General features: G+C 73.5%; 21 protein-coding genes. 13 read left to right on the plus strand and 8 right to left on the minus strand.

Annotated features, from left to right (window positions below):
* Positions 1 to 53: 53 nt before the first annotated feature.
* Complete coding sequence (locus H9X71_RS14810; protein ID WP_213003955.1) at positions 54 to 8,258, minus strand: pectinesterase family protein; 8,205 nt, start codon at positions 8,256 to 8,258, stop codon at positions 54 to 56.
* Positions 8,259 to 8,548: 290 nt separating this feature from the next.
* Here H9X71_RS14810 and H9X71_RS01155 point away from each other — a divergent pair, with 290 nt between their 5' ends.
* The 3 genes from H9X71_RS01155 (at position 8,549) to H9X71_RS01165 (ending at position 10,251) form a co-directional block, all read left to right on the plus strand.
* Positions 8,549 to 9,055: a sigma-70 family RNA polymerase sigma factor gene (locus H9X71_RS01155; RefSeq protein WP_191147941.1), complete on the plus strand. Its 507-nt coding sequence runs from the start codon at positions 8,549 to 8,551 to the stop codon at positions 9,053 to 9,055.
* Entirely contained in the window at positions 9,052 to 9,837 is a 786-nt protein-coding gene (locus tag H9X71_RS01160; protein WP_191147942.1) for a zf-HC2 domain-containing protein, read from the plus strand. The genes H9X71_RS01155 and H9X71_RS01160 overlap by 4 nt, the downstream gene beginning before the upstream one ends.
* Before the next feature lie 99 nt (positions 9,838 to 9,936).
* Entirely contained in the window at positions 9,937 to 10,251 is a 315-nt protein-coding gene (locus tag H9X71_RS01165; RefSeq protein WP_191147943.1) for a hypothetical protein, read from the plus strand.
* Here the strand turns inward: H9X71_RS01165 and H9X71_RS01170 are convergent.
* Positions 10,248 to 10,769, minus strand: a complete 522-nt coding sequence (locus tag H9X71_RS01170) for a hypothetical protein (protein WP_191147944.1) — start codon at positions 10,767 to 10,769, stop codon at positions 10,248 to 10,250. The two genes, H9X71_RS01165 and H9X71_RS01170, sit on opposite strands and share 4 nt — an antisense overlap.
* Before the next feature lie 152 nt (positions 10,770 to 10,921).
* Here H9X71_RS01170 and H9X71_RS01175 point away from each other — a divergent pair, with 152 nt between their 5' ends.
* The gene (locus H9X71_RS01175; RefSeq protein ID WP_244961692.1) at positions 10,922 to 12,316 is read left to right on the plus strand and encodes an MFS transporter; all 1,395 of its coding nucleotides are present in this window, start codon (positions 10,922 to 10,924) and stop codon (positions 12,314 to 12,316) included.
* Here H9X71_RS01175 and H9X71_RS01180 read toward each other — a convergent pair.
* The 3 genes from H9X71_RS01180 to H9X71_RS01190 are packed head-to-tail and all read right to left on the minus strand — an operon-like array spanning position 12,313 to position 14,218.
* Positions 12,313 to 12,825: a tetratricopeptide repeat protein gene (locus tag H9X71_RS01180; protein ID WP_191147945.1), complete on the minus strand. Its 513-nt coding sequence runs from the start codon at positions 12,823 to 12,825 to the stop codon at positions 12,313 to 12,315. The genes H9X71_RS01175 and H9X71_RS01180 overlap by 4 nt on opposite strands.
* A 23-nt stretch (positions 12,826 to 12,848) precedes the next feature.
* Entirely contained in the window at positions 12,849 to 13,175 is a 327-nt protein-coding gene (locus H9X71_RS01185) for a hypothetical protein (protein ID WP_191147946.1), read from the minus strand.
* Between the two features lie 32 nt (positions 13,176 to 13,207).
* Positions 13,208 to 14,218 carry a LacI family DNA-binding transcriptional regulator gene (locus H9X71_RS01190; RefSeq protein WP_191147947.1) on the minus strand — a complete coding sequence of 337 codons (1,011 nt, stop codon included), beginning with the start codon at positions 14,216 to 14,218 and terminating at the stop codon, positions 13,208 to 13,210.
* Positions 14,219 to 14,444: 226 nt separating this feature from the next.
* On the opposite strand from H9X71_RS01190, the gene H9X71_RS01195 reads away from it, so the two are divergent.
* From H9X71_RS01195 to H9X71_RS01210, 4 genes are read left to right on the plus strand one after another with little or no spacing between them, the layout of a single operon-like run.
* Positions 14,445 to 15,734 (plus strand): extracellular solute-binding protein, encoded by a 1,290-nt coding sequence (locus H9X71_RS01195; RefSeq protein ID WP_191147948.1) that lies wholly within the window; start codon positions 14,445 to 14,447, stop codon positions 15,732 to 15,734.
* A gap of 10 nt (positions 15,735 to 15,744) precedes the next feature.
* A complete protein-coding gene (locus H9X71_RS01200; protein ID WP_191147949.1) occupies positions 15,745 to 16,773 on the plus strand; it encodes a carbohydrate ABC transporter permease in 1,029 nt (342 codons plus the stop codon).
* On the plus strand, positions 16,770 to 17,675 hold the full coding sequence (locus H9X71_RS01205; RefSeq protein WP_191147950.1) for a carbohydrate ABC transporter permease: 906 nt from the start codon (positions 16,770 to 16,772) through the stop codon (positions 17,673 to 17,675). Before H9X71_RS01200 ends, H9X71_RS01205 begins: the two co-directional genes overlap by 4 nt.
* Positions 17,672 to 20,026, plus strand: coding sequence for a beta-xylosidase/alpha-l-arabinosidase (locus tag H9X71_RS01210; protein ID WP_191147951.1), 2,355 nt, complete (start codon positions 17,672 to 17,674; stop codon positions 20,024 to 20,026). Before H9X71_RS01205 ends, H9X71_RS01210 begins: the two co-directional genes overlap by 4 nt.
* Positions 20,027 to 20,107: 81 nt before the next feature.
* Here the strand turns inward: H9X71_RS01210 and H9X71_RS01215 are convergent, their stop codons facing one another.
* A complete protein-coding gene (locus H9X71_RS01215; protein WP_191147952.1) occupies positions 20,108 to 20,956 on the minus strand; it encodes an SDR family oxidoreductase in 849 nt (282 codons plus the stop codon).
* Between the two features lie 86 nt (positions 20,957 to 21,042).
* On the opposite strand from H9X71_RS01215, the gene H9X71_RS01220 reads away from it, so the two are divergent.
* Positions 21,043 to 21,780, plus strand: a complete 738-nt coding sequence (locus tag H9X71_RS01220) for a TetR/AcrR family transcriptional regulator (protein WP_191147953.1) — start codon at positions 21,043 to 21,045, stop codon at positions 21,778 to 21,780.
* Positions 21,781 to 21,804: 24 nt separating this feature from the next.
* Here H9X71_RS01220 and H9X71_RS01225 read toward each other — a convergent pair whose 3' ends face one another.
* A complete protein-coding gene (locus H9X71_RS01225; protein WP_191147954.1) occupies positions 21,805 to 22,662 on the minus strand; it encodes a helix-turn-helix transcriptional regulator in 858 nt (285 codons plus the stop codon).
* A gap of 101 nt (positions 22,663 to 22,763) precedes the next feature.
* On the opposite strand from H9X71_RS01225, the gene H9X71_RS01230 reads away from it, so the two are divergent.
* Positions 22,764 to 23,444, plus strand: a complete 681-nt coding sequence (locus tag H9X71_RS01230; RefSeq protein WP_191147955.1) for an SDR family NAD(P)-dependent oxidoreductase — start codon at positions 22,764 to 22,766, stop codon at positions 23,442 to 23,444.
* Between the two features lie 36 nt (positions 23,445 to 23,480).
* Here the strand turns inward: H9X71_RS01230 and H9X71_RS01235 are convergent, their stop codons facing one another.
* Positions 23,481 to 23,891, minus strand: coding sequence for a Rid family hydrolase (locus H9X71_RS01235; protein WP_191147956.1), 411 nt, complete (start codon positions 23,889 to 23,891; stop codon positions 23,481 to 23,483).
* A 90-nt stretch (positions 23,892 to 23,981) separates the two neighbouring features.
* Between H9X71_RS01235 and H9X71_RS01240 the strand changes: the two genes are divergently transcribed.
* The 3 genes from H9X71_RS01240 to H9X71_RS01250 are packed head-to-tail and all read left to right on the plus strand — an operon-like array spanning position 23,982 to position 25,331.
* Entirely contained in the window at positions 23,982 to 24,392 is a 411-nt protein-coding gene (locus tag H9X71_RS01240; protein WP_244961693.1) for a winged helix-turn-helix transcriptional regulator, read from the plus strand.
* 1 nt (position 24,393) lies between these two features.
* A complete protein-coding gene (locus H9X71_RS01245) occupies positions 24,394 to 24,936 on the plus strand; it encodes a GNAT family N-acetyltransferase (RefSeq protein WP_191147958.1) in 543 nt (180 codons plus the stop codon).
* Positions 24,933 to 25,331 carry an SRPBCC family protein gene (locus tag H9X71_RS01250; RefSeq protein ID WP_191147959.1) on the plus strand — a complete coding sequence of 133 codons (399 nt, stop codon included), beginning with the start codon at positions 24,933 to 24,935 and terminating at the stop codon, positions 25,329 to 25,331. The genes H9X71_RS01245 and H9X71_RS01250 overlap by 4 nt, the downstream gene beginning before the upstream one ends.
* Positions 25,332 to 25,350 lie beyond the last annotated feature (19 nt).

Here is a 25,350-nt window from a genome sequence, read left to right on the forward strand (position 1 = left end):
CCGCCGACGTGCGTCGGCGGGCGGTCCCGGTGGTGCGTGCGGTACTCCGCGGATCAGCGGGCGGTGGGGTCCCAGCCGTCCGTGCCGGCGAGGTACTTCCGGGCCGTGAAGCCCTCCGCGTCGGCGTCCGAGAGCTGCGGGCGGGTGGCCGGATCCACGATCGCGGCGCCCGGGCCCGTGTTGCGGTGCTCGGCGAACCGGCCCGCGGTCCACAGCGTGACCGCGTCCCAGTCCTTCCACGGGCGGGCCGCGTTGACGCCCTCGCCGAGCTCGGTGCCGCGCACCACGACCTGCGCCTTGCCGGTCGTGGAGTACGGGCGGCCGAGCGCGATGGATCCGGCGGCGCCGTCCGTCACGATGCGGCTGTCCGCGATGAGGAACCCGAACGCCGAGCCCGCCGCGATGGACGAGTCGGTGAGCGAGGCGCCCGGACGGTCGAGCACGTGGATCGTGCTGCGGTCGACCACGGTGACGGCGCGGCCGAGGATCAGGTCGGCGCCGCCCTCGAGGTACGAGCCGGTCACGTAGACCCGGCTGTACGTGGTGACGTTGGCGGTGGAGACGAGCAGGGTCTGCTTGTCGCCGAGCAGGCGCACGTGGTCGAGCACCTGCTTGTCGCCGGACTTCACCTGCACGGCCGTCGCCTGCGCGCCGACCGCGGTCGCGACGCTCTGCACGGTCACGTCGCGGAGGGTCCACTGCGGGGCCGAGATGGTGAGCGTCGCGACGGCGCCGCCGGGGGCGGTGAGCACGACGTCCGCCGGGTCGCCGGTCGCGCCGACGACGTTCACGCCGTAGCGGTTGCCGGAGACGACGCCGCCCGCGTAGGTGCCGGGCTTGACGAGGATCGTCCGGTAGCCCTGCGCCGTGTAGTCGGCGTTGTTCGGCAGCGAGCCGGTGGCGGGGTCGGTGGATCCGAGCACCTGCGCGAGGCTCATGGCGTCGCCCGAGCCGTCGGCCGCCACCACGATGTCGACCTTGATCGGCGTCGCCTTCGCCACCGCGGAGGCGGCGGAGGAGTTGGCCGAGCCGTCGGTCGCGACGACGGAGTAGGCGTACGCCGTGCCGATGGCCGCGGTGGTGTCGGTCCAGCGGGTCTCGCCCGGGCCGACGGTGCCGACGACGCCGGATGCGCCGCCGCCCGTGGAGCGGAGGACGTCGTAGCGCGTGACGTCCTCGTCGGGCGAGGCCGACCAGCGCACGGTGACGGATCCGCGGCCGAGCTCGGTCGTGACCTTCGCGGGCACGGCCGGGGCCACGGCGTCGCCGGCGCGCGGGGTGCCGGTGGCGATCGCGGACGCCGCCGACACGAGGCCGGTGTCGTCGATCGCGGTCACCGTGTAGGCGTACGCGGTGTCGTTGACGAGGCCGGTGTCGGTGAAGGCGGGAGCCGTGAGCGGGGTGCTCGTGAGCTTCTCACCGTCGCGGAACACGTCGTAGCCGGCGATGTCGGCGTCGGCGCTCGCGGTCCAGGAGAGGAGGACCTTGCCGTCGGCGCCGGTCGCGACCACGCCGACGGGTGCCGCGGGCGGCGCCGTGTCGACGGGGCGCGCCTCCGCCGTGGCGGGTGCGGAGGCGTTGCCCGCCGCATCCACCGCGACGACCGCGTACCGGTAGGTCGTGCGGTTGGCGAGCCCGGCGTCGGCGAAGGCCGGCGTGGTGCCGACCGTGCCGACGAGGTTCGCCGCCGTGATCGCGACCTTGTCCGCGGTGGAGCGGTACACCCGGTAGCCGGCGATGTCGTCGGCCGTCGAGGCGGTCCAGGCGAGCGACGCCGAGGCGTCACCGGCCGTGGCCACGAGGTCGGCGGGCACTCCGGGGGCGATCACGTCGGCCGGGGCCGCGGGATCCGCGACCGCCGGGTACCACGTGGGCGCTCCGAGCCACTGCGACACGGTCGCGCCGAGCGACTCCGCGGGGGAGAGCTGCGGGCGGTTCGGGTCCTGCGTCGCGCCCTCGCCGGTCGTGCCGTACTCGGCGAAGCGGCCGAGGGTCCACGGCTCGTTCGACGGGCCGGTGCCCCAGGGCTGGTTCGCCTTGACGCCGGATCCGAGCACCGTGTCGCGCACGACGGCCTGGCCGACGGAGCGCGGCGTGAACGTGTCGGCCCAGGCGCGGTAGGGGCGCCCCAGCTGCACGTTCGTCGCGCCGGTCGTGTCGACCCGGCTGCCGATGAGCAGGAAGCCCTTGGCGTTCTCGGCCGTGCTCGGGGTGAGGACGGTGCCGTTGGTGCGGACGGAGATCGTCGAGTCGTGGACCACGAGGGATCCGCGACCGAGGAGCACGTCGTTGCCGCCGGCGATGGTGGAGCCGGTGATCATCTGCCGCGCGGCGACCGTGTAGGTCGACGTGTCGGCGAAGACCGCGCGGCCGGCGGCGCTGGAGATCGCGGTGCCGGCGAGCAGCACCTTGTCGCCGGTCATCGACACCGCCGGGGCGTTGCCGGTGGCCGTCGTGTTGGCGATCGCGAGGTTCCGCACGGTGACGCTCGATCCGGTGACGGACAGCGTCGCCGTGGCGGTGCCGTTCGTCAGCACGGTGTCGGCGGCGGTGGCACCGGATCCGACGATCGTGACGTTCGAGCGCGCGACCGTCGTGGTGCCCGCGTAGGTGCCGGGATCCACGCTCACGACCCACTCGCCGTTCGCGGGAGCCGCGTCGACCGCCTTCTGCAGCGTCGGGAAGTCGCCGCTGCCGTCCGCGTGCACGGTGGCGTCGACCTTGAGGGCCGGCGTCGCCGAGGCGCTCGCGGAGGCGGGCGACTCCTGGCCCGCCGCGTCCACCGCGCGCACCGTGAAGGCGTACGCGGTGCCGTTGGCGAGGCCCGTGATGGTGGCGGACGAGGTGGCCGTCGTGGCGACGAGCTGCCCGTCGCGGTACACGCGGTAGGCGCGCACGTCGGACTCGGTGCTCTCGGCCCAGTCGAGCGCGACCTGGGCGGCGCCGGCTCCGGCGACGAGGCCGGAGGGCGCGACGGGTGCCGCGTCCGTGGCCTGCGCACCGGTCGGGTCCCAGCCGTCCGTGCCGCCGAGGTAGGCGGCCGGCGTCTGGGCGAGGGCGTCGGATGCGCTCAGCTGCGGGCGCTTGTCGTTGACCGTCGCCGCGGGGCCGGTGTTCCGGTACTCGGCCAGGCGGCCGTCGGTCCACACGTTGGGCGCGAAGTCGGTCCACGGCTGCGCGACGGCGATGCCGCCGTCCAGCCAGCTGTCCCGGATCACGGTCTGGCCGCGCGAGATGTCGGCCTGCGTGCCGTCGCCCCAGCCGCGCCACGGACGCCCGAGCGCCATGGTGGGCGCGTCGTTGTCGGCCGTGATCCGGCTGTCGACCACGAGGTAGCCGCGGCTCTTCGACGCGGTGCTCGGGGCGAAGACGGTGCCGCCGTTGCGGGTGGTGGCGTGGATCGTGACCCGGTCGAAGACCGCGGCGGCCCGTCCGAAGACGAAGTCGACGTTGCCCGCGATGTAGCTGTCCACGTAGTACTGGCGCGGGTAGCCCGTGCCGTCGGCGGTGATGTTGCCCGAGGCGTCCGCGTTCAGCGTGTCCTGCGCGCCGAGGAGGCGCACGTGGCGGTACGTCTGGCGGTCGCCCAGCGCGCGGAGCGCCACGGCCTGCGTGTTGTTCGAGCCGATCTCGGGGTGCGCCTGGCTCGAGAACGAGTTCTCGATCGTGAGGTCGCGCACCACGATGCCGGATCCGGACAGGGTCGCGGTCGCGCTGCCGGCGGTGCCGCACGTGGCGGCGACGACGGCGGGGCAGGTGGTGGCGCCCTTGGCGGTGCCGTTGGCGTTGTCGTACGTGATGACGACGTCGCGCGGGTCGCCGGTGGTGCCCGCGATCACGATGTTCGCCTTGTTCGACGACACCACCTCGCGGTACGTGCCCGGCTCCACCAGGATCACCTTCGGTGCGGCGGACGTGCCGGCCGGGATCGCCTGGAGGGCGGCCTGGACGGTGGTGACGTCGCCGGATCCGTCGGCCGCCACCGTGATGTCGGCGACGAGCGGCTTCACCGCGGGCGTGCCGGTCACGACGTCGGACGGCGCCGAGGCCTGGCCGGCCCGGTCCACCGCGACCACGAGGTAGCGATGGGCGGTGCCGTTCACGAGGCCGCGGTCGAGGTAGACGGGCTTCGCGACCTCGGCCACGAGGTGCGCGGCGTCGGCGACGAGGGCGTCGGATCCGGTCGCCCGGTACACGCGGTACCCCACGACGTCGCTCTCCGCGCCGGTGGCCCAGGAGAGGCCGACCTGCTTCTCGGCGGCGGTGGCCGTGAGGCCGGTGACGGCCGCGGGGGCGGCGTCCTCGGCGAGCGGGGCGACGGGGTTCCAGCCGTCGGATCCCGCGAGGTAGGCGTACGAGGTGCTGTCGGCCGCCTGCGCGTCCGTCAGCTGCGCGCGGTCGGCGCCCGTGCTCGCGCCCGGGCCGCTGTTCGCGTACTCGGCGAAGCGCGCGGACTGCCACTTCGTCGTCACGCCGCTGTTGACCATGTCGGTCCATGCCGTCCTGCTGACGACCGGGCCGAGCCAGGTGTCGCGCACGACGACCTGGGCGTTCGCGTCCGGGTCGGCGATGGAGGTGCCGTCGGCCTGCTTCTTGCCCGGCTGCCAGGGGCGGCCGAGGTTCTGCGAGCCGTCGGGCGCGGTGCCGATGATCCGGCTGCCCGTGATGAGGAACCCGTGCGGGTTGCTCCGGTCGGTGCTCGCCGCGGTGACCGCGCCGTTCGGGCTGGTGCCGTGGTCGAGCGCGCTGAGCGTGCTGCGGTCGATCACGACGGTGCCGCGGCCGAAGACGAAGTCGACGTCGCCCTCGATCCAGCTGTCGTGGAAGTACGAGCGCGCCGGGGTGGTCGCGTTCGGGCTGTTGGCGTAGAGCGTGTCCTGGTTGCCGAGGAGGCGCACGCCGTCGTAGACGAGCCGGTCGCCCGTGGTGCGGAGCGCGACGGCCTGGCCGTTGGCGTAGGTGCCCTCGACGTAGGCGTTCTCGACCGTGAGGTCGCGGAGGGAGACGTCGTTCCCGGTGATCACCAGGGTCGCGCTGCCCGAGGTGCCGTACGTGTCGGCGACCCCGTCCGTGGTCGTGCCGGTGGGCGTGCCCGCGGCGCGGTCGCCCGTGATCACGACGTCCTGCGCGGTGCCGGTGGCGCCGATCAGCTTCGTGTGCGGCTTCGCGATGGTCACGTACTCGGGGTAGCGGCCGGCGGCGAGCTCGATGACCGTCGGGTTCGTCGCGGTGCCCGCGGGGGCGGCGGCGAGGGCGGCGGCGAGCGTCGTGAAGACGGTGGTGCCGTTCGCCGTGGCACGCGGATCCACCGTGATGTCGACCACGATCGGCGCCGCCTGCACGGTCACCTCGACCGCGTCGCTCGGCGCGGAGGAGACGCCCGTGCGGGAGTCGGCCGTGACGGCGTAGCGGTACCGGGCGCCGTTCACGACGGTCGTGTCGCTGTAGGAGGGCGCGTCGGTGGAGGCGACCTCCGCGAAGGCGCCCGAGTCGTCGGCGCGGTAGACGGTCCAGCCGGTCACGCTCGCCGAGGTGTCGTCGCCCCAGGTGAGGTGCACGACGCTCGAGTCGGCGGCGGCGACCAGGCCCGCGGGCACGGCCGGCACGGCGGCGGAGGCGGCGACGACGGGGTTCCAGCCGTCCTTGCCCGCGAGGTACCGCTCGGGCGTCGCGTTCGCGGCGTCCTTCGCGGCCATCTGCGGGCGGTTGGCGTTGACGGTCGCGCCCGGGCCGACGTTCTGGAACTCGGAGAAGCGCGCGTCCTGCCAGGCGAAGGGCACCTTGGTGCCCGAGCTGTTCGTGGAGGACATGTCGTCCCACGGAGCCGCGGTGTCGATGGCGGAGGGGAGCCAGGTGTCCTTGATGACCACCGAGCCGAGCGCCTTCGGGTCCGCGCTCGGGTGCCACGGGCGCCCCAGGTTGACGGTGCCGTCGGCCGCGTCGCTCACGACCTTGCTGCCCGTGATGAGGAAGCCGTACTTGCTGCCCTCGTCGGTGCTGGCCGCCGTGAGGTAGCCGTTGTTGGCCTTGCCCCGGTCGAGCGAGCGGAAGGTCACCCGGTCGAACACCGCGGTGGCGGCGCCGAACAGGTAGTCGACGTCGCCCTCGAGGTAGCTGTCCACGTAGTACTGGCGGATGCGCGTCGTGGGCTTCGGGGTGTCGGCGAGCAGGGTGTCCTGGTTGCCGAGGAGGCGCACGGCGCGGGCGACGAAGCGGTCGCCCTCGACGCGGAGGGCCACGGCCTGCGCGCTCGTGATCTCGGGGTGGGCCTTCTCGTCGAAGGCGTTCTCGACGGTCAGGTTGTCGAGCGTGACATCGGTGCCGGTGACGCGGATGACCGCGCTGCCCGCCGTGCCGAGGGTCGCGTCGGGCTCGTCGGGGTCGGCGGATCCGGAGGCCTGGGCCGCGGAGATCACGACCTTCGACGGGTCGGTGCCGAGCCCGTGCAGCATCACGTTCGAGCGGTCGAGGGAGAACGACTCGCGGTAGGTGCCCGGGTCGATGTCGATGCGGTGGTTCGCGAGCGCGTTCTTCGGGATGGAGGCCACGGCCGCCGCGATGGTCGGGAACTGCTTGCCGGCGCCGACCGTGAGCACGGTGTACTCGACGGGGATCGCGACGGGCGCGGTCGTGGAGGTGCCGGAGACCGTGCTGGAGACCTTGGAGACGTTGCCCACGAGGTCGCGCGCGGTCACGCGGTAGAAGACGGGCACGCCCTGGGGCGCGCTCGTGTCGGTGAAGCGGGGCGCGGATCCGGCGGCCGCGGTCGTGATGGTCGACAGCTGCACGAAGGTGCCGCTGCTCGTGGTGCTGCGCGAGACGGTGTAGCCCGCGACGTCGGTGTCCTTCGGCGCGGTCCAGGCCAGGTCGAGGCCGGCGGTGGTGCTCGGCTTCACGGTGAGGCTCGCCGGCGCGGCGGGCGCGACGTTCGGGTTGTTCGCGGTGACGGCGACGTACGCGGAGATGTTGCCCGCGTTGTCGACCGCGCGGATCCGGTAGTAGTTCGTGCTGCCCTCGCCCGCGGCGGCGTCCGTGAACGTCGTGGTCGTGAGCGCCGCGGTGCCGGCGGCGGGGAGGTGCTGGCGGTAGACGTCGTCCGAGCCGCGCTTGAAGACGATGTAGCCGGCGAGGTCGGGCTCGACGTTCGCCTTCCACGAGATCGTCATGCCGCCGCCGTTCGCGACCACGACGGCCTTGGGGCTCGACGGGGTCCTGGGCGCCGTCTTGTCGACGGGGACGGCGACCGACGCGGTGGCGGCGGCCGAGGATCCGACCGCGTTGACCGCGGTCACCTGGTAGTACGCGGTCGCGCCGGCGGGCGGCACGTCCGTGTAGGTCGTGGCGGTGAGGGCGGATCCGTTCACGCGGGTGAACGGCCCGGCCGCGCTCGTGCCGCGCGCGACCACGTAGCTCGTGGCGCCCGTCGAGGCGCTCCACGTCAGCGCGACGGCGCCCGACGAGGAGAGCTTGGCCGTGAGCGAGCCGGGGGCCGCGGGAGCGGTCGGCGCGCCCGCGGGGCGCTTGGCCGAGGCGGTGGCCGCCGACGAGGTGTTGCCCGTGAGGTCGACCGCGGTGATCCGGTAGTAGGAGGTGACGCCGCCCGGCGCCTGCGCGTCGGTGAACGCGGAGGCCGCGACCGGCGAGGCGGTGAGGGTCGTGTACGTGCCGCTCGACGAGGTGGAGCGCGCGACGACGTAGCCCCTGAGGTCGATCTCGTCGGAGTCGGCCCAGTCGAGCGCGACGCCCGACGCGGAGGCGGTGGCCTTCACGCTCGACGGGGAGTCGGGCGCGTCCGCGTCCTTCGCGGTGATCTGCTTCACGCTCGACGGCTTCGACTCGTTGCCGGTCTTGTCGTAGGCGGTGACGGCGTAGTAGCCGGTGGATCCCGCGGCGATGGCCGCGTCCGTCGCCGTGAGCGACGTGGTGGTCGCGACGCGCGAGGCGGCGTTCGCCGTCACGGTCTTGGTCGCGCTGCGGTAGACGCGGTAGCCCGCGAGGTCGGACGCGGAGACCTTGCCCCACCGGACGACGGTGCCGACGCCGCCCGCGTAGTCCGCGGAGAGGCTGCCGGGCGTCGACGGCGCGCTGGTGTCGGCCGCGAGGGCGGGATCCGCGGGGAGCACGGTCCCGGCGATGACGGCGCCGGCGACGAGCGCGGCGGCCACGCGCAGGCGCGCGCGGGACGGGGTGGGGGCGACGGACGCGTCGGCCCCGGAGGTCGGGAGGGCAGGGGAGGGCTCGGTCGAGGAGCGGTGCATCGGGTGCTGGCCTTCGGGTGAGGCGCGATCCCGCACCGGGAGCAGACACGCGGGAACGTGGGAGCACGGCTCGATCGGGGCGGGCGCGGGGAGATGACCGGCCGTCGGGCAACGGCGGGACGAGGTCAATCATGCACACCGGTGCGCACGAAGCAAGGGGCGGGGGCCGTTATCGAAAACCCCGCCTCGAACGGGGGGTGCGCGGGCGCGCCCAGGATCCGTCTGCGAGGATTCCCGCACCGCGGTGAACCTTCCGGCCGTCCATCTCGTCGTGGGAGGAGGAGGCACGGATGACCACGGAGAGCACGGCCCGCATGCGGGCGCTGCACGATGCGCACGCACCCGCGCTCCAGCGCTACGCGCTGCGGCTGACGGGCGATGCGGCGCTCGCCGAGGACGTCGTGCAGGAGGCGCTGCTGCGGGCCTGGCGCTCGCCCGCGATCCTCGCCGAGGACGACGAGTCCGCCCGCCGCTGGCTCTTCACGGTGGTGCGGAACCTCGTCATCGACGACCGGCGGAGCGCCTGGCGCGGCCGCGAGACGCCGACGGACACGCTGCCGGAGGATCCCGTCGCGGATGCCTCCGACGCCATCATCGACCGCCTGCTCGTCGCCGAGGCGCTCGCGTCGCTCTCGGCCGAGCACCGCCGCGCGGTGGTCAGCTGCTACCACCTCGGCCGGACCGTCGCGGAGACCGCCGAACGCGAGGGCGTCCCGCCCGGCACCATCAAGTCCCGCCTCCACTACGCGCTCAAGGCGCTCCGGCTCGCCCTGCAGGAACGAGGAGTCACCCGATGAACGACCGCGCCGACGACATCCACGAGTGGGACGCCGCGTACGTGCTCGGCAGCCTGAGCGCCACCGACCGCGCGCTCTTCGAGGCCCACCTCACGGGCTGCGACGCGTGCACCCGCTCCCTCGCCGACCTGGCCGGGCTGCCCGGCGTGCTGCGCATGCTGCCCGTCGAGGACGCGCTCGCCCTCCTGGAGGAGCCCGATGCCCCGGCCGTGCCGCAGCCCGCTCCCGAGCCGCAGGGGCGCCCGGCCCCGGCCCCGGCCGCTCACCGCGTGCCGCTCCGGCGCCGCCGCACGCCGTCGGCACCCGGCCGGCCGCCGCTGTCCCGCCGCACGGGCGGGTGGATCCTCGCGGCCGCCGCCGTCGTGCTCCTCGTGGGCGGCGCGGGCCTCGGCTCCGCGCTCCGTGCCGGCGTGAGCGCGCCCGTCGTGGATCCGTCCCCCTCCGCCTCGGCGCCGCTCGCCGAGGGCCTCCCCGCCGACGCCGTGAGCATGCGCTCCGAGCTCGACGACGGCGTCACGGCGCAGCTCGCCGTCACCCCCAAGCCGTACGGGACGCGCTTCGACTGGAGCTGCGCCTACGCGGGCGGCGGCGTCGGCCAGGGCGCCTATGACCTCGTCGCGATCGGCGACGACGGCAGCCGCACGGTCGTCGCGACATGGGGCGCAGGCCAGACGGAGTCGCGGCAGCTCGCCGCCACCTCCAGCATCCCGGTCGACAGCATCCGCACGGTGCAGATCACCCCGTCCGACTCCGACGTGGTGCTGGCGAGCCGGGACCTCTAGGCTCCGGTGCCGATGAGCGCTGCCGCCCGCCGATCCCCCGCTGCCGACGTGGCCGGATGCATCTCGTCGTGTCTGGCGCGGGGGAGGGGCGACCACGCCGTGCGCCACTTCATCCAGCTCGCGGACGACCTCGCGGCGGCGCATGGCGACGACCGCGCGGTCCTCGGCGCCGTCCGGCCGGAGACCACGGGCGAGCGGCACTGGGATGCGGCGATCGCCGTTCTCGTGGAGCACCGTCTCCTTGAGGTCGGCCTGCCGGTCCCGTCGTGGGTCGACGCCGAGGAGTTCCGGGTCGATCCGCCATGGACGTTCGGAGCCGGTCGGTACGACATCCCCGTCGGATGGGAGCGTGCATCGCCGTCGTTCCTCCGCCACGGGGTGATGCTCGACCCCGACACCCTCGCGAGCGTCTAGCCGGGCAGCGGGCGGATGCGGGATGGTCCGCGCATGTTCGCGAACGGCAGGCGACCGCTGTGGTGTGCCATGAAGCCGGCGAGCATCTCGCTCTCCTCATCCGCGGCCCTGCGTGTCGGCGCGATCTCCCGCCAGGCGACGAGCAGCTGCGCGGAGTCGTCGAGGTGCCGGATCGCGCGCCCCCCGCGATGTCCGACGGCCCTGCCCGATCCGAAGGCCGCGTACTCCCGGATCCGTGCTCGGAGGCCCCGGCGGCTCCCCGCTGCTCTCCCGGCCTTGCCGATGCGGACGATCGCGCTGCCCTCCACCCATTCGGCTTCGAGCCTCTCCCGTGGATACGACGGGTCGAGCTTCGTGAACCACCCCGCGGGGCTCGTGGACAGGAAGGCAGGAGGGGTCGCGGGCGAACGCACTATGACGTGGACGCCGCTGGCCTCCGGAGCATCCTCGACCGCGCGGTCGAACGGCACGAAGCCCGTGAATCCCGCTCGGCGCAGTCCGGTGACGTCCCAGTCCATGGTCGAAGGCCAAGCCGTCGGACGGATCGGATGGACGTCTGCCTCCTCGTCGCACCTCTGCACCAGTCCCGGCCCCGCCCCTGGCGCGCCGCCCGCGCCGCCCCGTAACCTGGCGTCCCACACCCGAGGAAACGCGAGCAGGCGAGGATCCGATGAGCGACCCGGCAGCCCCGGCCGACGTGCCCGAGATGCCCGTCATGAGCGAGGCCGACGCGGCCGTCGTCGCCGCGCGCTGGAAGCGCAACGCGACCCTCTTCCTCAGCGGCCAGACCGTCTCGCTGTTCGGCTCGATGCTCGTCCAGTACGCGGTCATGTGGTACGTCACCTTCGAGACCCGCTCGGGCCTCGCGGTCGCGCTCTACGCGGTCTGCGCGTTCCTGCCGCAGGGCATCGTCTCGATCTTCGGCGGCACGCTCGCCGACCGCATGAACCGCCGCGTGCTCGTGATCGTCTCCGACAGCAGCATCGCCGTCGTCACCCTCGCGCTCGCCCTGCTGATGATGAACGGGGTCACCGACCTCTGGATCATCCTGCTCGCGGTCGCCGTGCGCTCCGTCGGCGCCGGGTTCCAGACGCCCGCCGTGCAGGCGATGATCCCGCAGATCGTCCCGCCGGAGCAGCTGCTGCGCGTGAACGGGATCTTCGGCACCATCCAGTCGGCCATGGCCCTGCTCGCACCGGCGGCCGCGGGCGCGATCTTCGCGGCCTACGGCCTCGTTCCCCTGTTCTTCGTCGACGCGATCACCGCCGCCATCGGCATCGCGTTCCTCGCGGCGGTGGCCGTGCCGACGCTCGCCACCATCGCCGACAGGACGTCGACGTACCGCGAGGACCTCGTCGAGGGGATGCGCTACATCGGCGGCGACCCGGTCGTGCGCTGGCTGCTCGTGGTGTTCGCGATCATCTTCCTGCTCACCGTGGCGCCGTCGTTCATCACCCCGCTGCTCGTCGCGCGCACCTACGGCACCGAGGTCTGGATGGTGACGGTGCTCGAGATCGCGTTCAGCGTCGGCATGCTCGGCGGCGGCGCGCTCGTGTCCACGCTGTTCGCGAAGTCCGACCGCATGACGCTGATCATCGTGAGCTGCTTCGGCTTCGCGATCTTCACCGCGGGCCTCGGCCTGAGCCCCAACCTCTGGGTCTTCTACGGCTTCATGTTCGCGATCGGCCTGTTCGTGCCGCTGTTCTCGGCGCCGTTCATGACGCTCGTGCAGGAGACCGTCGCGCCCGAGATGCACGGCCGCGTGTTCAGCTACGTCGGCATCGTCATGGCGCTCGCGACCCCGATCGGCGCGGTCGCGTTCGGCCCCCTCGCCGACGTGTTCAGCGTGCAGACGCTGCTCGTGGCGGCGGGGATCATCACGGTCGTCGTGATCGCGGTGGCCGTCTCGCTGCCCTCGGGGCGCGCGGCGATCCGCATCGCCCGCGAGAAGAAGGCGGAGGCGGACGCGGCGGAGACCGGAGCCGCGGAGGCTGACGGTGCCGCTCCGGAGACGGGATCCGCGCCCGCCGCGGTGGACACCGCCCGCACGACGCCCGGCGCCTAGCGCTCCGCGGGATCCGCCGCGTCGGCCCGGGCGCGCTCGGCCAGCTCCTCCGCGTACGCCGCGACCGCGCGGCCGTACCCGGGCAGCGTCGGCGCGAGCCGCCGGAGCGCCACGGCCAGCGCCTCCGTCGGCCGGCCGGCGTCGTGCAACGCGAGCGCGAGGAAGGCGTCGCGCCCGGCCGCGTCGGCGTCGTCGGGCAGGGCATCGAGCAGGGCGACGGCCTCCGCGGGCTCGCCGACGTTCCGCAGCGAGCTCGCGAGCTGGATCACCGCGGCCGGCCGGTGCGCGGGATCCAGCCCGCCGTCGAGCGCGGCGCGGTACAGCGGCACGGCCTCCGCCTCGCGCCCCACGAAGTCGTGCACGCAGGCCAGCTCGAACAGGCCGCGCGGATCCCCGTCGGGCCGCTCGGCGACCAGCGCCCGCATCTCCGCGATCGTCTCCTCGGCGCGCTCGTCGTCGGCGCTCGCCCAGAAGGCGGCGACCCGGTCGTCCCAGTCGTCGTGGTCCATGGGCTCAGCCTGTCAGGAGCGGGTCACTCCCCGGGATCGTCGAGGGGCTCGCCCCGGCCGTCCGCCGACGCGGCATGCGCCTCGTCGCTCGCCCGGCGCTTCCGCGACGCTCGCATCAAGTGCCGGATGCTCCAGGTGACGTACCCCACGACCACCATCGCCATCCAGATCCCCTGCAGGGGACCGGCCGGGAGGAACGCCGCCACGATCATGAGCGGGATCACCGCGTAGAACTTCACGATGGCGTTCTGCGTGCGGAACTCATCGTCGTCCCGTATCTGCTCCGGCGTGTAGCGACGTGTCCATGCGGGTCTCGCCCGCTCCCGTCGCCCGGCGTCGTCGTGGTCCATCCCGCGAGCCTGGCAGACCGGCGCCGTGCCGCTCAGCGCGTCCGTGCCGGCGGCGGCCCCGTCGTCGCGCGGCGCACGAGCCGCGTCGGCAGCTGCACGCGCATCGCGTCGGGCTCGGTGCCGGCCATGAGCGACATGAGCAGGTCCACGGCGGTGGTGCCGAGGCGCTGCATGGGCTGGCGGATGGTGGTGAGCGCCGGCGTCATCTGCGACGCCTCCGGGATGTCGTCGAAGCCGATCACGGAGAGGTCCTCGGGCACGCGGATCCCGAGCTCGGCGGCCACCTGCAGGATCGCGATGCCGGAGAGGTCGTTCGCCGCGAAGATCGCGGTCGGCCGGTCGCGCATGGAGAGCAGGGCGCGCGCCGGCTCGCGGGCGGGCGCCGTGAGGAAGAGGCCCGCGCGCACGAGAGCCGGGTCGAACGCGATCCCCGCCTCCTGGAGCGCGCGCCGGTAGCCGGCGTCGCGGAGGCTCGCGGAGCGGAGGTCGGGGCGGCCCGCGAGGAACCCGATCCGCCGGTGCCCGAGCTCGATGAGGTGCCGCGTCGCCTGGAGCGCGCCGCCGAGGCTGTCGGACTCCACGCTCGGCAGGTCGGCGGGCCCGGTGTGCGGGTCGATGGAGACGACGGGGATCTCGGTCTGCGCGGTCACGACCGTGGGCGTCACCATGATCGCGCCGTCGATGAGGGTGCCGCTCAGCCGGCTGAGCGACCGGCGCTCCCACCCCGTGTTGTCGACCTGCCGGGATCCGCTGTAGGCCAGGAGGTCGTAGCGGGAGTTCCGCAGGGCCGCGCCCACGCCCTTGAGGATCTCGGCGCTGAACGGCTCGAAGCCCGCCACCAGCACGCCGATGACGCCCGTGCGATGGGAGCGCATGCTGCTCGCGACGAGGCTCGACTCGTAGCCGAGGCGCTCGACGACCTCCATCACGCGCTGCGAGGTCTCGGCCGAGATCCCGTAGCGCCCGTTCACCGCCTTGGACACGGTCGACACCGAGACGCCGGCGGCGGCGGCGACGTCGTGGATGGTGGGGCGGCGGGACATGGACTGGACCCTACGCCCGGGGAAAAGGATTTCGAAAACGTTTGACGAAGATCCGACCGCGACCGAGACTGGCCCGACCGGCCCCCCGTCACGACGGAGCGACGACGCGACGACGCGACAGCGGGCCCGGCGGAGCCGCACCACCACAGCACCAGGCGAGCGGCTCGTGCACGTCCACCCCCGACACCCGCCAGGGTGCGCTCAAAGAAGAGACAGGTAGAACGACATGAAGGCACGGAAGATCCTCACGGGATCCGCGGCCCTGCTCGTGGGGGCCCTCGCCCTCACCGGCTGCAGCGGCGGCTCGGGCAGCAGCGACGACGGCGGCCCCGTCGAGATGACGCTGTGGCACAACTCCACCACCGGTCCGGGCAAGGCGTTCTGGGACAAGACCACGGCGGACTTCAACGCCGCGAACCCCGGCGTCACCATCACGCCCACGTCGGTCCAGAACGAGGACCTCGACGGCAAGCTCCAGACGGCGCTCAACTCGGGCGACGCCCCCGACGTCTTCCTGCAGCGCGGCGGCGGCAAGCTCGCCGCCTCGGTCGCCGCCGGCCAGATCATGGACATCACCGACGGCATCTCCGCCACCGCGAAGGAGGAGATCTCGAAGGGCTCCTTCGACGCGAACACGATCGACGGCAAGGCCTACGCCATGCCCGTCGCCGTGCTCCCCAGCGGCATCTTCTACAGCCAGGACCTCTTCACCGCCGCGGGCATCACCGAGACGCCGAAGACGATGGACGAGCTCGACTCCGCCGTCGACAAGCTGAAGGCCTCGGGCGTCGCGCCCATCGCCCTCGGCGGCAAGGACGCCTGGCCCGCCGCGCACTGGTACTTCAACTTCGCGCTCCGCGAGTGCAGCTCCGACACGCTCGAGAAGGCCGCCAAGGACAAGGACTTCAGCGACGACTGCTGGATCAAGGCGGGCGAGGACCTCACGGACCTCACCGGCACGGATCCCTTCAACGAGGGCTTCCTCACCACCGCCGCCCAGCAGGGCGCGGGCAGCTCGGCCGGCCTCATCGCCAACCACCAGGCGGGCATGGAGCTCATGGGCGCCTGGAACCCCGGCGTGATCGCGGGCCTGACCCCCGACCAGAAGCCGCTGGCCGACCTCTCCTGGTTCCCCTTCCCGGAGATCGAGGGCGGCAAGGGCGAGGCCGGCTCCATCATGGGCGGCATCGACGGCTACTCCTGCTCCGCGCAGGCGCCGAAGGAGTGCGTCGACTTCCTCAACTACATCGCCACGGCTGATGTGCAGAAGGAGTACTACGCGGCGTTCAACGCCCCGCCCGTGAACACGACGTCGCAGGAGGCGGTCACCGAGCCGTACCTCAAGGAGATCCTCGCGGCGTACAACGACGCCCCGTACGTCTCCCAGTGGCTCGACACGGTCTACGGCCTGAACGTCGGCAACGCGATGAACGTCGGCGTGGTCGACCTCATGGCGGGCGACGGCAGCCCGGAGCAGCTCGTCAAGACCGTCGGCGACGCGGCCAAGAAGGCCTAGGCGACCCGACATGTCACTCCGCGAGAGCTCGCTCGACGAGCAGCGTCCCGCGGCTGATCCTGCACACCCCGAGGGCGGCGTCGTGACGACGCCGCCCTCGGCGGTGAAGGGTCGACGCCGCGGCCTGGGTTGGTCCGGGCGCCTCGAGGTCCTGATCCTCGTGGGCCCGGCCCTCCTCTTCTTCGTGGGCTTCGTCATCTACCCCGTGGTGATGGCGGCCTACTACGGCTTCTTCAGCTGGCAGGGCTTCGGCCCGCCCACCGTGTTCGTGGGCTTCCGGAACTACATCACGATCCTCCAGGACCCCACGTTCCACGAGGCCCTGATGCACAACGCCGTGATCGTGATCCTGTCGCTCGTGCTCCAGGGCCCGGTCGCGATCCTCGTGGCGCTCCTGCTCAACCGGAAGCTCCGCGGCCAGTCGATCATCCGCGTGCTGATCTTCGTCCCGTACGTGATCTCCGAGGTCGTCGTCGGCACCGGCTGGAGCCTCATGCTCCAGGGCTCCGGGGCGCTGAACGGCTTCCTCGCGAACATCGGCCTCGCGGACCTCCAGCAGGACTGGCTGGCGAACCCGGACATCGCGATCTGGTCGCTCATGACGATCATCACGTGGAAGTACATCGGCTTCGCGGTGATCCTCTTCCTCGCCGGCCTCCAGGGCATCCCCGAGGAGCTCTCCGAGGCGGCCGCCATCGACGGCGCGTCGTACTGGCAGATCCAGCGGCGCATCACGCTGCCGCTGCTCGCGCCGACGCTGCGCATCTGGGCGTTCCTGTCGATCATCGGCTCGCTGCAGCTGTTCGACCTCGTCTACATCATCTGGGGCCAGTACATCTCGGCCACCGCGGGCACCTCGACCATGGCCACGTACCTCGTGGCGAACGGGCGCGGATCCGGCAACTACGGGTACGGCAACGCCGTCGCCGTGGTGCTGTTCCTCATCTCCCTGGTCGTCGCGCTGATCTACCAGCGGTTCGTGCTCAACCGCGACACCGCCGGCGCCCTCACGGGTGCAGGAAGGAAGGCGAAGAAGTGACCGTCGCCACCGCAGCTCCGCGCAACGCGGACCTGGATCCCACCTACTCGGCCAAGGCGCCGAAGCCCAAGCGGGCGAAGACGCCGGGGCAGGGCAACAACCCCGTCCCGTACCTCGTCGCGGTCGTGCTCATCGCCCTGATGCTGACGCCGGTGGCGTACATCATCCTCGGCGGGTTCCGCACGAACGCGCAGATCACGACCGACCCGGCGGGCTTCCCGTCGCCGTTCCAGATCCAGAACTACCTCGACGTCCTCACGGGCTCGATGTTCTGGCGCCAGGTGGGCAACTCGCTCATCGCCGCGCTCGGCACCACGCTCGGCGCGGTCGTGCTCGGCCTCATGGCGAGCTACGTGCTGGCCCGGTACACGTTCTTCGGCCGGGGGGCGCTCTACGCGGTCTTCGCGTCGGGGCTCATGTTCCCCATCACGGTGGCCATCACGCCGCTGTACATCGTGATCCGCTCGCTGGGGCTCACGAACTCGCTGCCGGGGATCATCCTCCCGCAGATCGCGTTCGCGCTCCCGACGACGATCATCATCCTGGTGCCGTTCCTGCGCGCGATCCCGGACGAGATCCAGGAGGCCGCGTTCATCGACGGGTGCAGCCGCCTCGGGTTCTTCTTCCGCATGGTCGTGCGGCTGTCGATGCCGGGCGTCATCACGGTCGGGATCCTCGCGTTCATCGGCAGCTGGAACAGCTACCTGCTGCCGCTGTTCATCCTCAGCGACGCGTCGGCGTACACGCTGCCGCTCGGCGTGCAGTCGTTCTCGTCGCAGTACTCGGTCGACACGGCCAAGGTGCTCGCGTTCACGTCGCTGTCGATGATCCCCGCGCTCATCTTCTTCTCCATCTTCGAGCGCCGCATCGTCGGCGGCCTCACCGGCGCGGTGAAGGGGTGACCGGGGCGGAGACGGCCCCCGGCGCCGTCGCGCTGCCCGAGGTGTCGGACCGCGTGCGCGAGCTGCATGCGCGCATGACCCTCGAGGAGAAGCTCGCGCAGATCGTCGGCTACTGGGTCGACCAGGGCGGCGAGGTCGTCGCGCCCATGCAGGGCGAGATGGCCACGACCGGCCGCTACGAGGAGGCGACCGAGCACGGCCTCGGGCACCTCACCCGCGTGTACGGCACGCGTCCCGTGGATCCGGTCGAGCGCGCGTCCTGGCTCTGGGCCGAGCAGAGGCGGCTCCAGACGGAGACGCGGCTCGGGATCCCGGCGCTCGTGCACGAGGAGTGCCTCACCGGGCTCGCCGCGTGGCAGGCCGCGACCTTCCCCACGCCGCTCGCGTGGGGCGCGTCCTTCGACCCGGGTCTCGTGGAGGAGATGGCCGGCCTCATCGGCGGGTCGATGCGGGAGCTCGGCGTGCACCAGGGCCTCGCGCCCGTGCTCGACGTGATCCGCGACGCCCGCTGGGGCCGCGTCGACGAGTGCATCGCCGAGGACCCGTACGTGGTCGGCACCATCGGCACGGCGTACGTCCGCGGGCTCCAGTCGGCCGGGATCCACGCCACGCTCAAGCACTTCGTCGGCTACTCGGTCTCGCAGTCCGGACGCAACCACGCGCCCGCGCACGTCGGCCCGCGCTTCGTGGAGGACGTGCTGCTGCCGCCCTTCGAGATGGCGGTGCTCGACGGCGGCGTGCGCTCGGTCATGAACTCGTACGCCGAGATCGACGGCGCGCCCGTCGGCGCGACGCCCGAGTACCTCACCGACGTGCTCCGCGGCCGCTGGGGCTTCGACGGCGTCGTGGTCTCCGACTACTTCTCCGTGGCGTTCCTCCAGGTGATGCACGCCGTCGCGGGCGACCGCGGCGAGGCGGCGGCGCTGGCCCTCGAGGCCGGCATCGACGTGGAGCTGCCCACCGGCGACGCGTACCTCGCGCCGCTGGCGGAGCGGATCCGCGCCGGGCTCGCCGACGAGTCGCTCGTCGACCGCGCGGTGCTCCGCGTGCTCGACGAGAAGGAGGAGCTGGGGCTCCTCGACGCTACCTTCGACGAGCCGCCCGCGCACATCGACCTCGACACCCCGGCCCACCGGGACGTCGCGCGCCGGCTCGCGGAGGAGTCGGTGGTGCTGCTCGCGAACGACGGCACGCTGCCGCTCGCGTCGGGCGACCGCACGGCGCCCGGGCGGATCGCGCTCATCGGCCCCAACGCCGACAGCGCCGAGGCGCTCATGGGCTGCTACTCGTTCGCGAACCACGTGCTCGCGCACCACCCGGGCACGCCGCTCGGGTTCGCGATCCCGACCGTCGCCGAGGCCCTGCGCCTCGAGCTGCCCGACAGCGAGCTCGTGCTCGTGGAGGGCGCCGACGTCGAGGGCGACGACCGCTCCGGCATCGACGCCGCGGTCGAGGCGGCGCGCGGATCCGACCTCGCGGTCGTGGTCGTCGGCGACCGGGCGGGCCTCTTCGGCCGCGGCACCGTCGGCGAGGGCAACGACGTCGAGAGCCTCGACCTCCCGGGCGTCCAGCGCGAGCTGGTCGAGGCCGTGCGCGCCACCGGGACCCCCGTGGTCCTGGTGCTGCTCACCGGCCGGCCGTACGCGGTGGCGTGGGCTCTCGAGGGCGAGACCGCTCCGGCGGCCGTGCTCCAGGCGTTCTTCCCGGGCGAGGAGGGCGGATCCGCGATCGCGGGTGTGCTCTCCGGCCGGGTGTCGCCGTCGGGCCGCCTGCCGGTCTCGCTCCCGCGCTCCGCGGGCGCGCAGCCGTTCTCGTACCTGCACCCGATCCTCGGCGGCCCCTCGGAGGTGACGAGCGCGGACCCCACGCCCGTCCTCCCGTTCGGGCACGGCCTGTCGTACACGACCTTCGCGCGCACCGGCCTCGCGGTCGAGGCGCCCGAGGTCACGGCGGGGGAGTCGTTCACGGCGACCGTCGTGGTGCGCAACACCGGCGACCGAGACGGCACCGACGTCGTGCAGCTCTACGCCCGCGACGTGCAGGGCAGCGTGACGCGGCCCGTCGCGCAGCTGCTCGGCTACCTGCGTCTCGACCTCGCGGCCGGCGAGGCGGCGGAGGTCACCTTCACGGTGCCCACCTCGCGCCTCGCCTTCACCGACCTGCGGTACCGCCGCATCGTCGAGCCGGGCGCGGTCGAGCTGTGGGTCGGCCCGTCGAGCGCGGTGAAGGAGACGGAGGCCGCGATCGCGATCACCGGATCCGTGCACCACGTCACGACCGCGGACGAGCGGTACGTCGGCACGTCCGTCGCGCCGGTCACGGCATCGGAGCGGGTGCTCGAGCCGAGCTGATCCCGCACCGCACGACGGAGCCCCGGCGCCGCGTCCTCGAGACGCGGCGGCCGGGGCTCCGTCGTGCGCGGCAGCCGCGGGTCAGGCGCGCGCGAGGTGGTCGCGCACGCTCTCCGGCTCGCGGCCGAGGAGCCGGGCGAGCAGCGGGTCCGTGCCCGCGAAGAACCCGCCGGCGGCGGCCAGCGGCAGCCCGAGGAGGAATCGCGCGACGGGCTCGGGCGTGCCGACGGCGACGAGGCCGGCGATCCAGTCCTCGGCGTCGACGAGCTCGAGGCGCACGTCGCGTCCGGCGACCTCGGAGGCCTGCTCCGCGACCTCGGCCATGGTCGGCGCCGCGCTGGCGGTGAGGGTGACCGGGCCGTCGAGCGGCGCGTCGGCGAGCAGGATCCGCGCGGCGCCCTCCGCGGCGTCGGCACGCGACGTCCACGAGACGCGGCCGTCGGCGGGCACGCGGATCACGCCCGTCTCCCGCCACGGCCCGAGCAGCAGGTCGATGCTGTGCAGGTAGAAGCCGTTGCGGAGCGCGGTCCACGGGATGCCGCAGCCCGCGAGGATCCGCTCGGTCGCGATGTGGTCGCGCGCGGGGGCGAAGGGGGAGTCCGCGGCCGCGCCCTGGTGGCTCGTGTAGAGGATCCGGCCGACGCCCGCCTCGGCCGCGGCCTCGATCGCCGTGCGGTGCAGCGCCACGGCGTCGGCGCGCGGGTCGCTGGAGGAGACGAGCAGGAGCTGGTCGGCGCCCGCGAAGGCCGTGGGCAGGGAAGCCGCGTCGGCGTAGTCGCCGCGGCGGACCTCGACGCCGCGGTCGAGGAAGGACCGCGCCCCGTCGGGATCGCGGGCGACTACGACGAGCTCGGTCGCGGGGATCCGCTCGAGCAGGTGCTCGGCGGTGGCGCCGTTGAGCGCGCCGGTGGCTCCGGTGATGACGATCATGGATCTGCCTCTCGTGTTAGCGGTGGAAACGTCTCAACGGTAGCACGGGAAGCAGTGCGCTAACAGAGGTGCGTTATCGTCGTTCCGTGACCGCTGAGACCCCCGCCCCGGCCGACCCGCGCGCCGGGACCCGCGACCGCATCGTCGACGTGGCCGCCGACCTGCTGCGCGCCGAGGGTCGCGCTGCGGTCACGACGCGTGCCGTGGCCGAGGCCGCCGGCGTCCAGGCGCCCACCATCTACCGGCTCTTCGGCGACAAGGAGGGCCTCCTCGATGCCGTCGCCGAGACCGAGATGACGCGGTTCTCCGCACGCAAGGCCGTCGCGCTCCGCGCCGCCGCCGAGGACGCGGTGGACGCGGTCGACGACCTCCGCGCGGGCTGGGACGCGACGATCGCGTTCGCGCTCGACAACCCCGAGCTGTACGCGCTGATGAGCGACCCCGCCCGCGGACCGGGATCTCCCGCGGTGCGCGCCGGCGTCGCGCTGCTCGAGGAGCGCGTGCACCGCGTCGCGCTCGCCGGGCGCCTGCGTGTCGCCGAGCCGCTCGCGGTGGAGCTGATCCACGCGGCCGCCACGGGCGCGCTCCTCTCGACCATCCGCCGCCCGGCCGCGGAGCGCGACCACGCGCTCGTCGACGCCATGTGGGAGGCGGTGCAGGAGCGGATCCTCACGCCGCCGGCGCGCGGCCGCACCCGGCACGAGCCCGGCCTCGTCGAGCGCGCCGTCGCCCTCCGCGCCCACGTGGCCGACGCGGACCGCCTCAGCGCGGGCGAGCGGTCGCTCCTCGCGGAGTGGCTGGACAGGATCGCCGCGGCACGCTGACCCGGATCCTCCCGGCCGGCGCCGTCAGGCCCCCGCCACCTCCACGGGCGCCGTCGTCAGCGCCTGCAGGCCCGTGACCCGCAGCAGGTCGAGCCGCGCCTCGTCGGTGCTGCCGGGCTCGGCCGTGTAGACGACGATGCGGAGGTCGCTGCCGGGCACCGAGAGGGTGTCGCAGTCGATCGTGATGGGGCCGACCGGCGTGCTCGTGACGGTCTTCCGGCTCGACCGGTGCTCGGCGACGCGCGCCTCGCTCCAGCGCCGTTCGAACTCCGGCGCCTCGGCGCGCAGCCGCGCGACGAGGCGGGCGAGCGCGCGATCCGCGGGGTAGCGGCCGACGGCGGTCCGCAGGTCGGCGGCGAGGTCGCGCGCGAACTCCTCCTCGTGCACGGCGTCGAAGTCGGTGCCCCCGTGCCCTTGCGTGAAGTAGGTCCAGACGAGGTTGCGGTCCCAGCCGGTGCGCTCCGACGGGTCCCCGTTGAGCGCCGCCCACAGCGGGTTCCAGAGCAGCATGTCGTGCGTCGCCGTGAACACCGCGATCGGCACGTCGCCCAGCCGGTCGACGATGCGGTGCACGCCCGGCGTGATGTGGCGCGGCACCTCGCCGCGGCCGGGCGGGGCGACGCCCGCCACCCGGTGGAGGTGGTCGCGCTCGTCCTCCGTGAGGCGGAGCGCGCGGGCGAGCGCCCCGAGCATCTGCGGCGACGGATTCACGGACCGGCCCTGCTCGAGCCGCACGACGTAGTCGACGCTCACGCCCGCGAGCGCGGCCAGCTCCTCACGGCGGAGGCCCGCGGTGCGGCGGTGGGATCCCGCGGGCAGGCCCACGTCCGCCGGCTGCACGCGCTCGCGCCAGGAGCGGAGGACGCTCGCGAATTCGGTCATGTGCCCATCCTCCGCGCCCGCGGGCGGATCAGCCTGGTACCGCCGGTCCTCCCGTCGACCGGTGCCTGGGCGACGCGGCGGGCAGGGCGCAGGCTCGACCCATGACCACCACACTGATCACCGGAGCCAACCGCGGCCTCGGACTCGAGACCGTCCGCCGCCTCGTCGAGGCCGGCCACACCGTCCACGCCGGCATGCGCGACACCGCCGACGGCGACGCCGCCCGCGCCGTCGGCGCCCACCCCGTCCAGCTCGACGTCGACGACCAGGCGAGCGTCGACCGCGCCCTGGCGTCGCTGCCGGAGCTGGACGTGCTCGTCAACAACGCCGGGATCCTCGGCACCGCGCTGGGCGTGGACGACCTCACGCCCGAGGCCATGCTCGCGGTGCTGCAGACCAACGTGGTCGCCGTGGTGCGCATGACGCAGGCCGCGCTGCCGCTGCTGCGCGCCTCCGCGGCCCCCGTGATCGTGAACGTCGCCTCCGGTGTCGGCTGGCCGCGCGCGCTCCGCGGCGAGGGCACCGACGAGAGCCACGTGCTCGCCATCCCCTACACGGCGTCGAAGGCCGCCCTCATCACCGCGACCGTGCAGTACGCGAAGAACCTGCCGGCGTTCCGGATCAACGCCACCGACCCCGGCTACACGGCCACCGAGTTCAACGGCAACGCGGGCCACCAGACCGTGACCGAGGGCACCGACGCGACCGTCGCGATGGCGCTCGTCGGACCGGACGGGCCGACGGGCGAGTTCCACAGCCGGCACGGGCGCATCGAGTACTGAGGCGCGGCGCGGTCGGCCGGCGGCCGCGGCTCGGCCTCAGTCGAGCACCGCGGTCGCCTCCACCTCCACGAGCACGTCCGGCTCGAACAGGATCTCCACGCCGATGAGCGACGCGGGCGGCATCGGGCTCGGCATCCCGAGCTCGGCGGCCACCGACTCGACGCCCGCCAGGAAGGGGCCCATGCGGTCGGGCGTCCAGCCGGTCACGTAGAAGGTGAACCGGACGACGTCGCCGAAGCCCGCGCCGACGCTCGCGAGCCCGGCGTGCGCGTTGCGGAGGGCGTGCGCGACCTGGCCCGCGAGGTCGCCGGGTGCCACCGGGGACCCGTCGGCCGTGCGGGCGATCTGGCCGGACACGTGCACCTGGCGGGACCCCGTCGCGACGGCGACGTGATGGTACGGGACCGGCTGCATCAGGCCGGCGGGGGAGGAGAGATGGACGGGCATGGGGCTCCTTGGGTCGGTTCCGGCCGCGGATCGGACGGGTATCTCCTGGATACCCGGTACCGGGCGGTCGCTTCCACGAGACTGGGTGTCGTGACGGATACCGCGGAGCCCACGCACGACCACGCCCTGCACGACCCCGACGACCGGTTCGCCATCGCGGCGCCGCACCGCGAGCTGCTCGACCAGGTGCTCGACAAGTGGTCGCTCGAGGTCCTCGACCTGCTCTGCGAGCGGCCGCGCCGCTTCTCCCAGCTGCGTCGCGCGATCCCCGCGGTCACGCAGAAGTCGCTCACCGCGACCCTGCGCCGGCTCGAGCGGAACGGCATCGTCGAGCGGGTCGTCCTGAGCACCCGGCCCGTGGCGGTCGAGTACCGCATCACGCCGCTCGGCAAGTCGATGCGCGCGCCCGTCGAGGCGATCCTCGCCTGGGCCGCCGTGCACATGCCGCGCATCGAGGCGGCCCGCGAGCGGTACGACGACGGCCTCGACGGGGTCCGCTGAAGTGGGCGGCCCGCATCTCCGCGCGTGGACCGCGGCGGACGCTCCCGCCCTCCGCGACGCCTTCCTCACCACGCCGGACCTCCTGACCCAGCTCGGCGGTGCTGACCTCGCGACGGTCGCGGCGGCGGATGCGCACATCGCGGGTCCGCTCGCGTCCGATGACGCCCACCGCATCTGGGCGATCGTCGACGACGGGGTCGCGGTCGGCAGCGTCGGCGTGTCCGCGATCGACCGTCGGCACGGCACGGCCTGGCTCCACTACTGGCTGGCAGCGGCCGGTCGCGGTCGCGGACTCGCGACCCGCGCACTCGCGGCCGCAGCGGACTGGGCCTTCGCCGACGGCCTCTACCGTCTCGAGCTAGGGCATCGGGTGAACAACCCCGCGTCGTGCCGTGTCGCGACGCGCGCCGGGTTCGTCCCGGAAGGGATCGAGCGGGCGAAGCTCCGGTACGGGAATGCGCGGTTCGACGTGGAGACACACGCGCGGCTCGCGACGGATCCGTCTCCCTCCCTTGCGCCGCTGCCCGGTACCGTCGGAGCGTGACCTGGCCCGCGCTGCACATCACCCGTTCCGTCGACGCCGACGTGGCGTCCGTCGTCGCCGTGGCGGGGGATCCCGCGCGGCTGCCCGAGTGGGCGGCGGGCGTCAGCTCGGGCATCCGGCTCGAGGGCGGGCGCTGGCTGTCGGACTCGCCGATGGGCGCCGTCGAGATCGCGTTCACCGGGCCGCGCGAGCTCGGGATCCTCGACCACGACGTGACGCTCCCCGACGGCACCGTGGTCCGCAACCCGTTGCGCGTCCTCCCGAACGACGAGGGCAGCGAGGTCGTCTTCACCCTCTTCCGCCGGCCGGGCATGACCGACGTCACGTTCGCGGAGGACGCGGCGCTCGTCGCGGCCGACCTGGAGCGGCTCGCGGCGCTGGTGGCCGGCGGCTGATCCGGGCCGGGTCGCCGCG

It is taken from the genome of Clavibacter zhangzhiyongii (assembly GCF_014775655.1).
GTDB classification, from domain to species: Bacteria; Actinomycetota; Actinomycetes; order Actinomycetales; family Microbacteriaceae; genus Clavibacter; species Clavibacter zhangzhiyongii.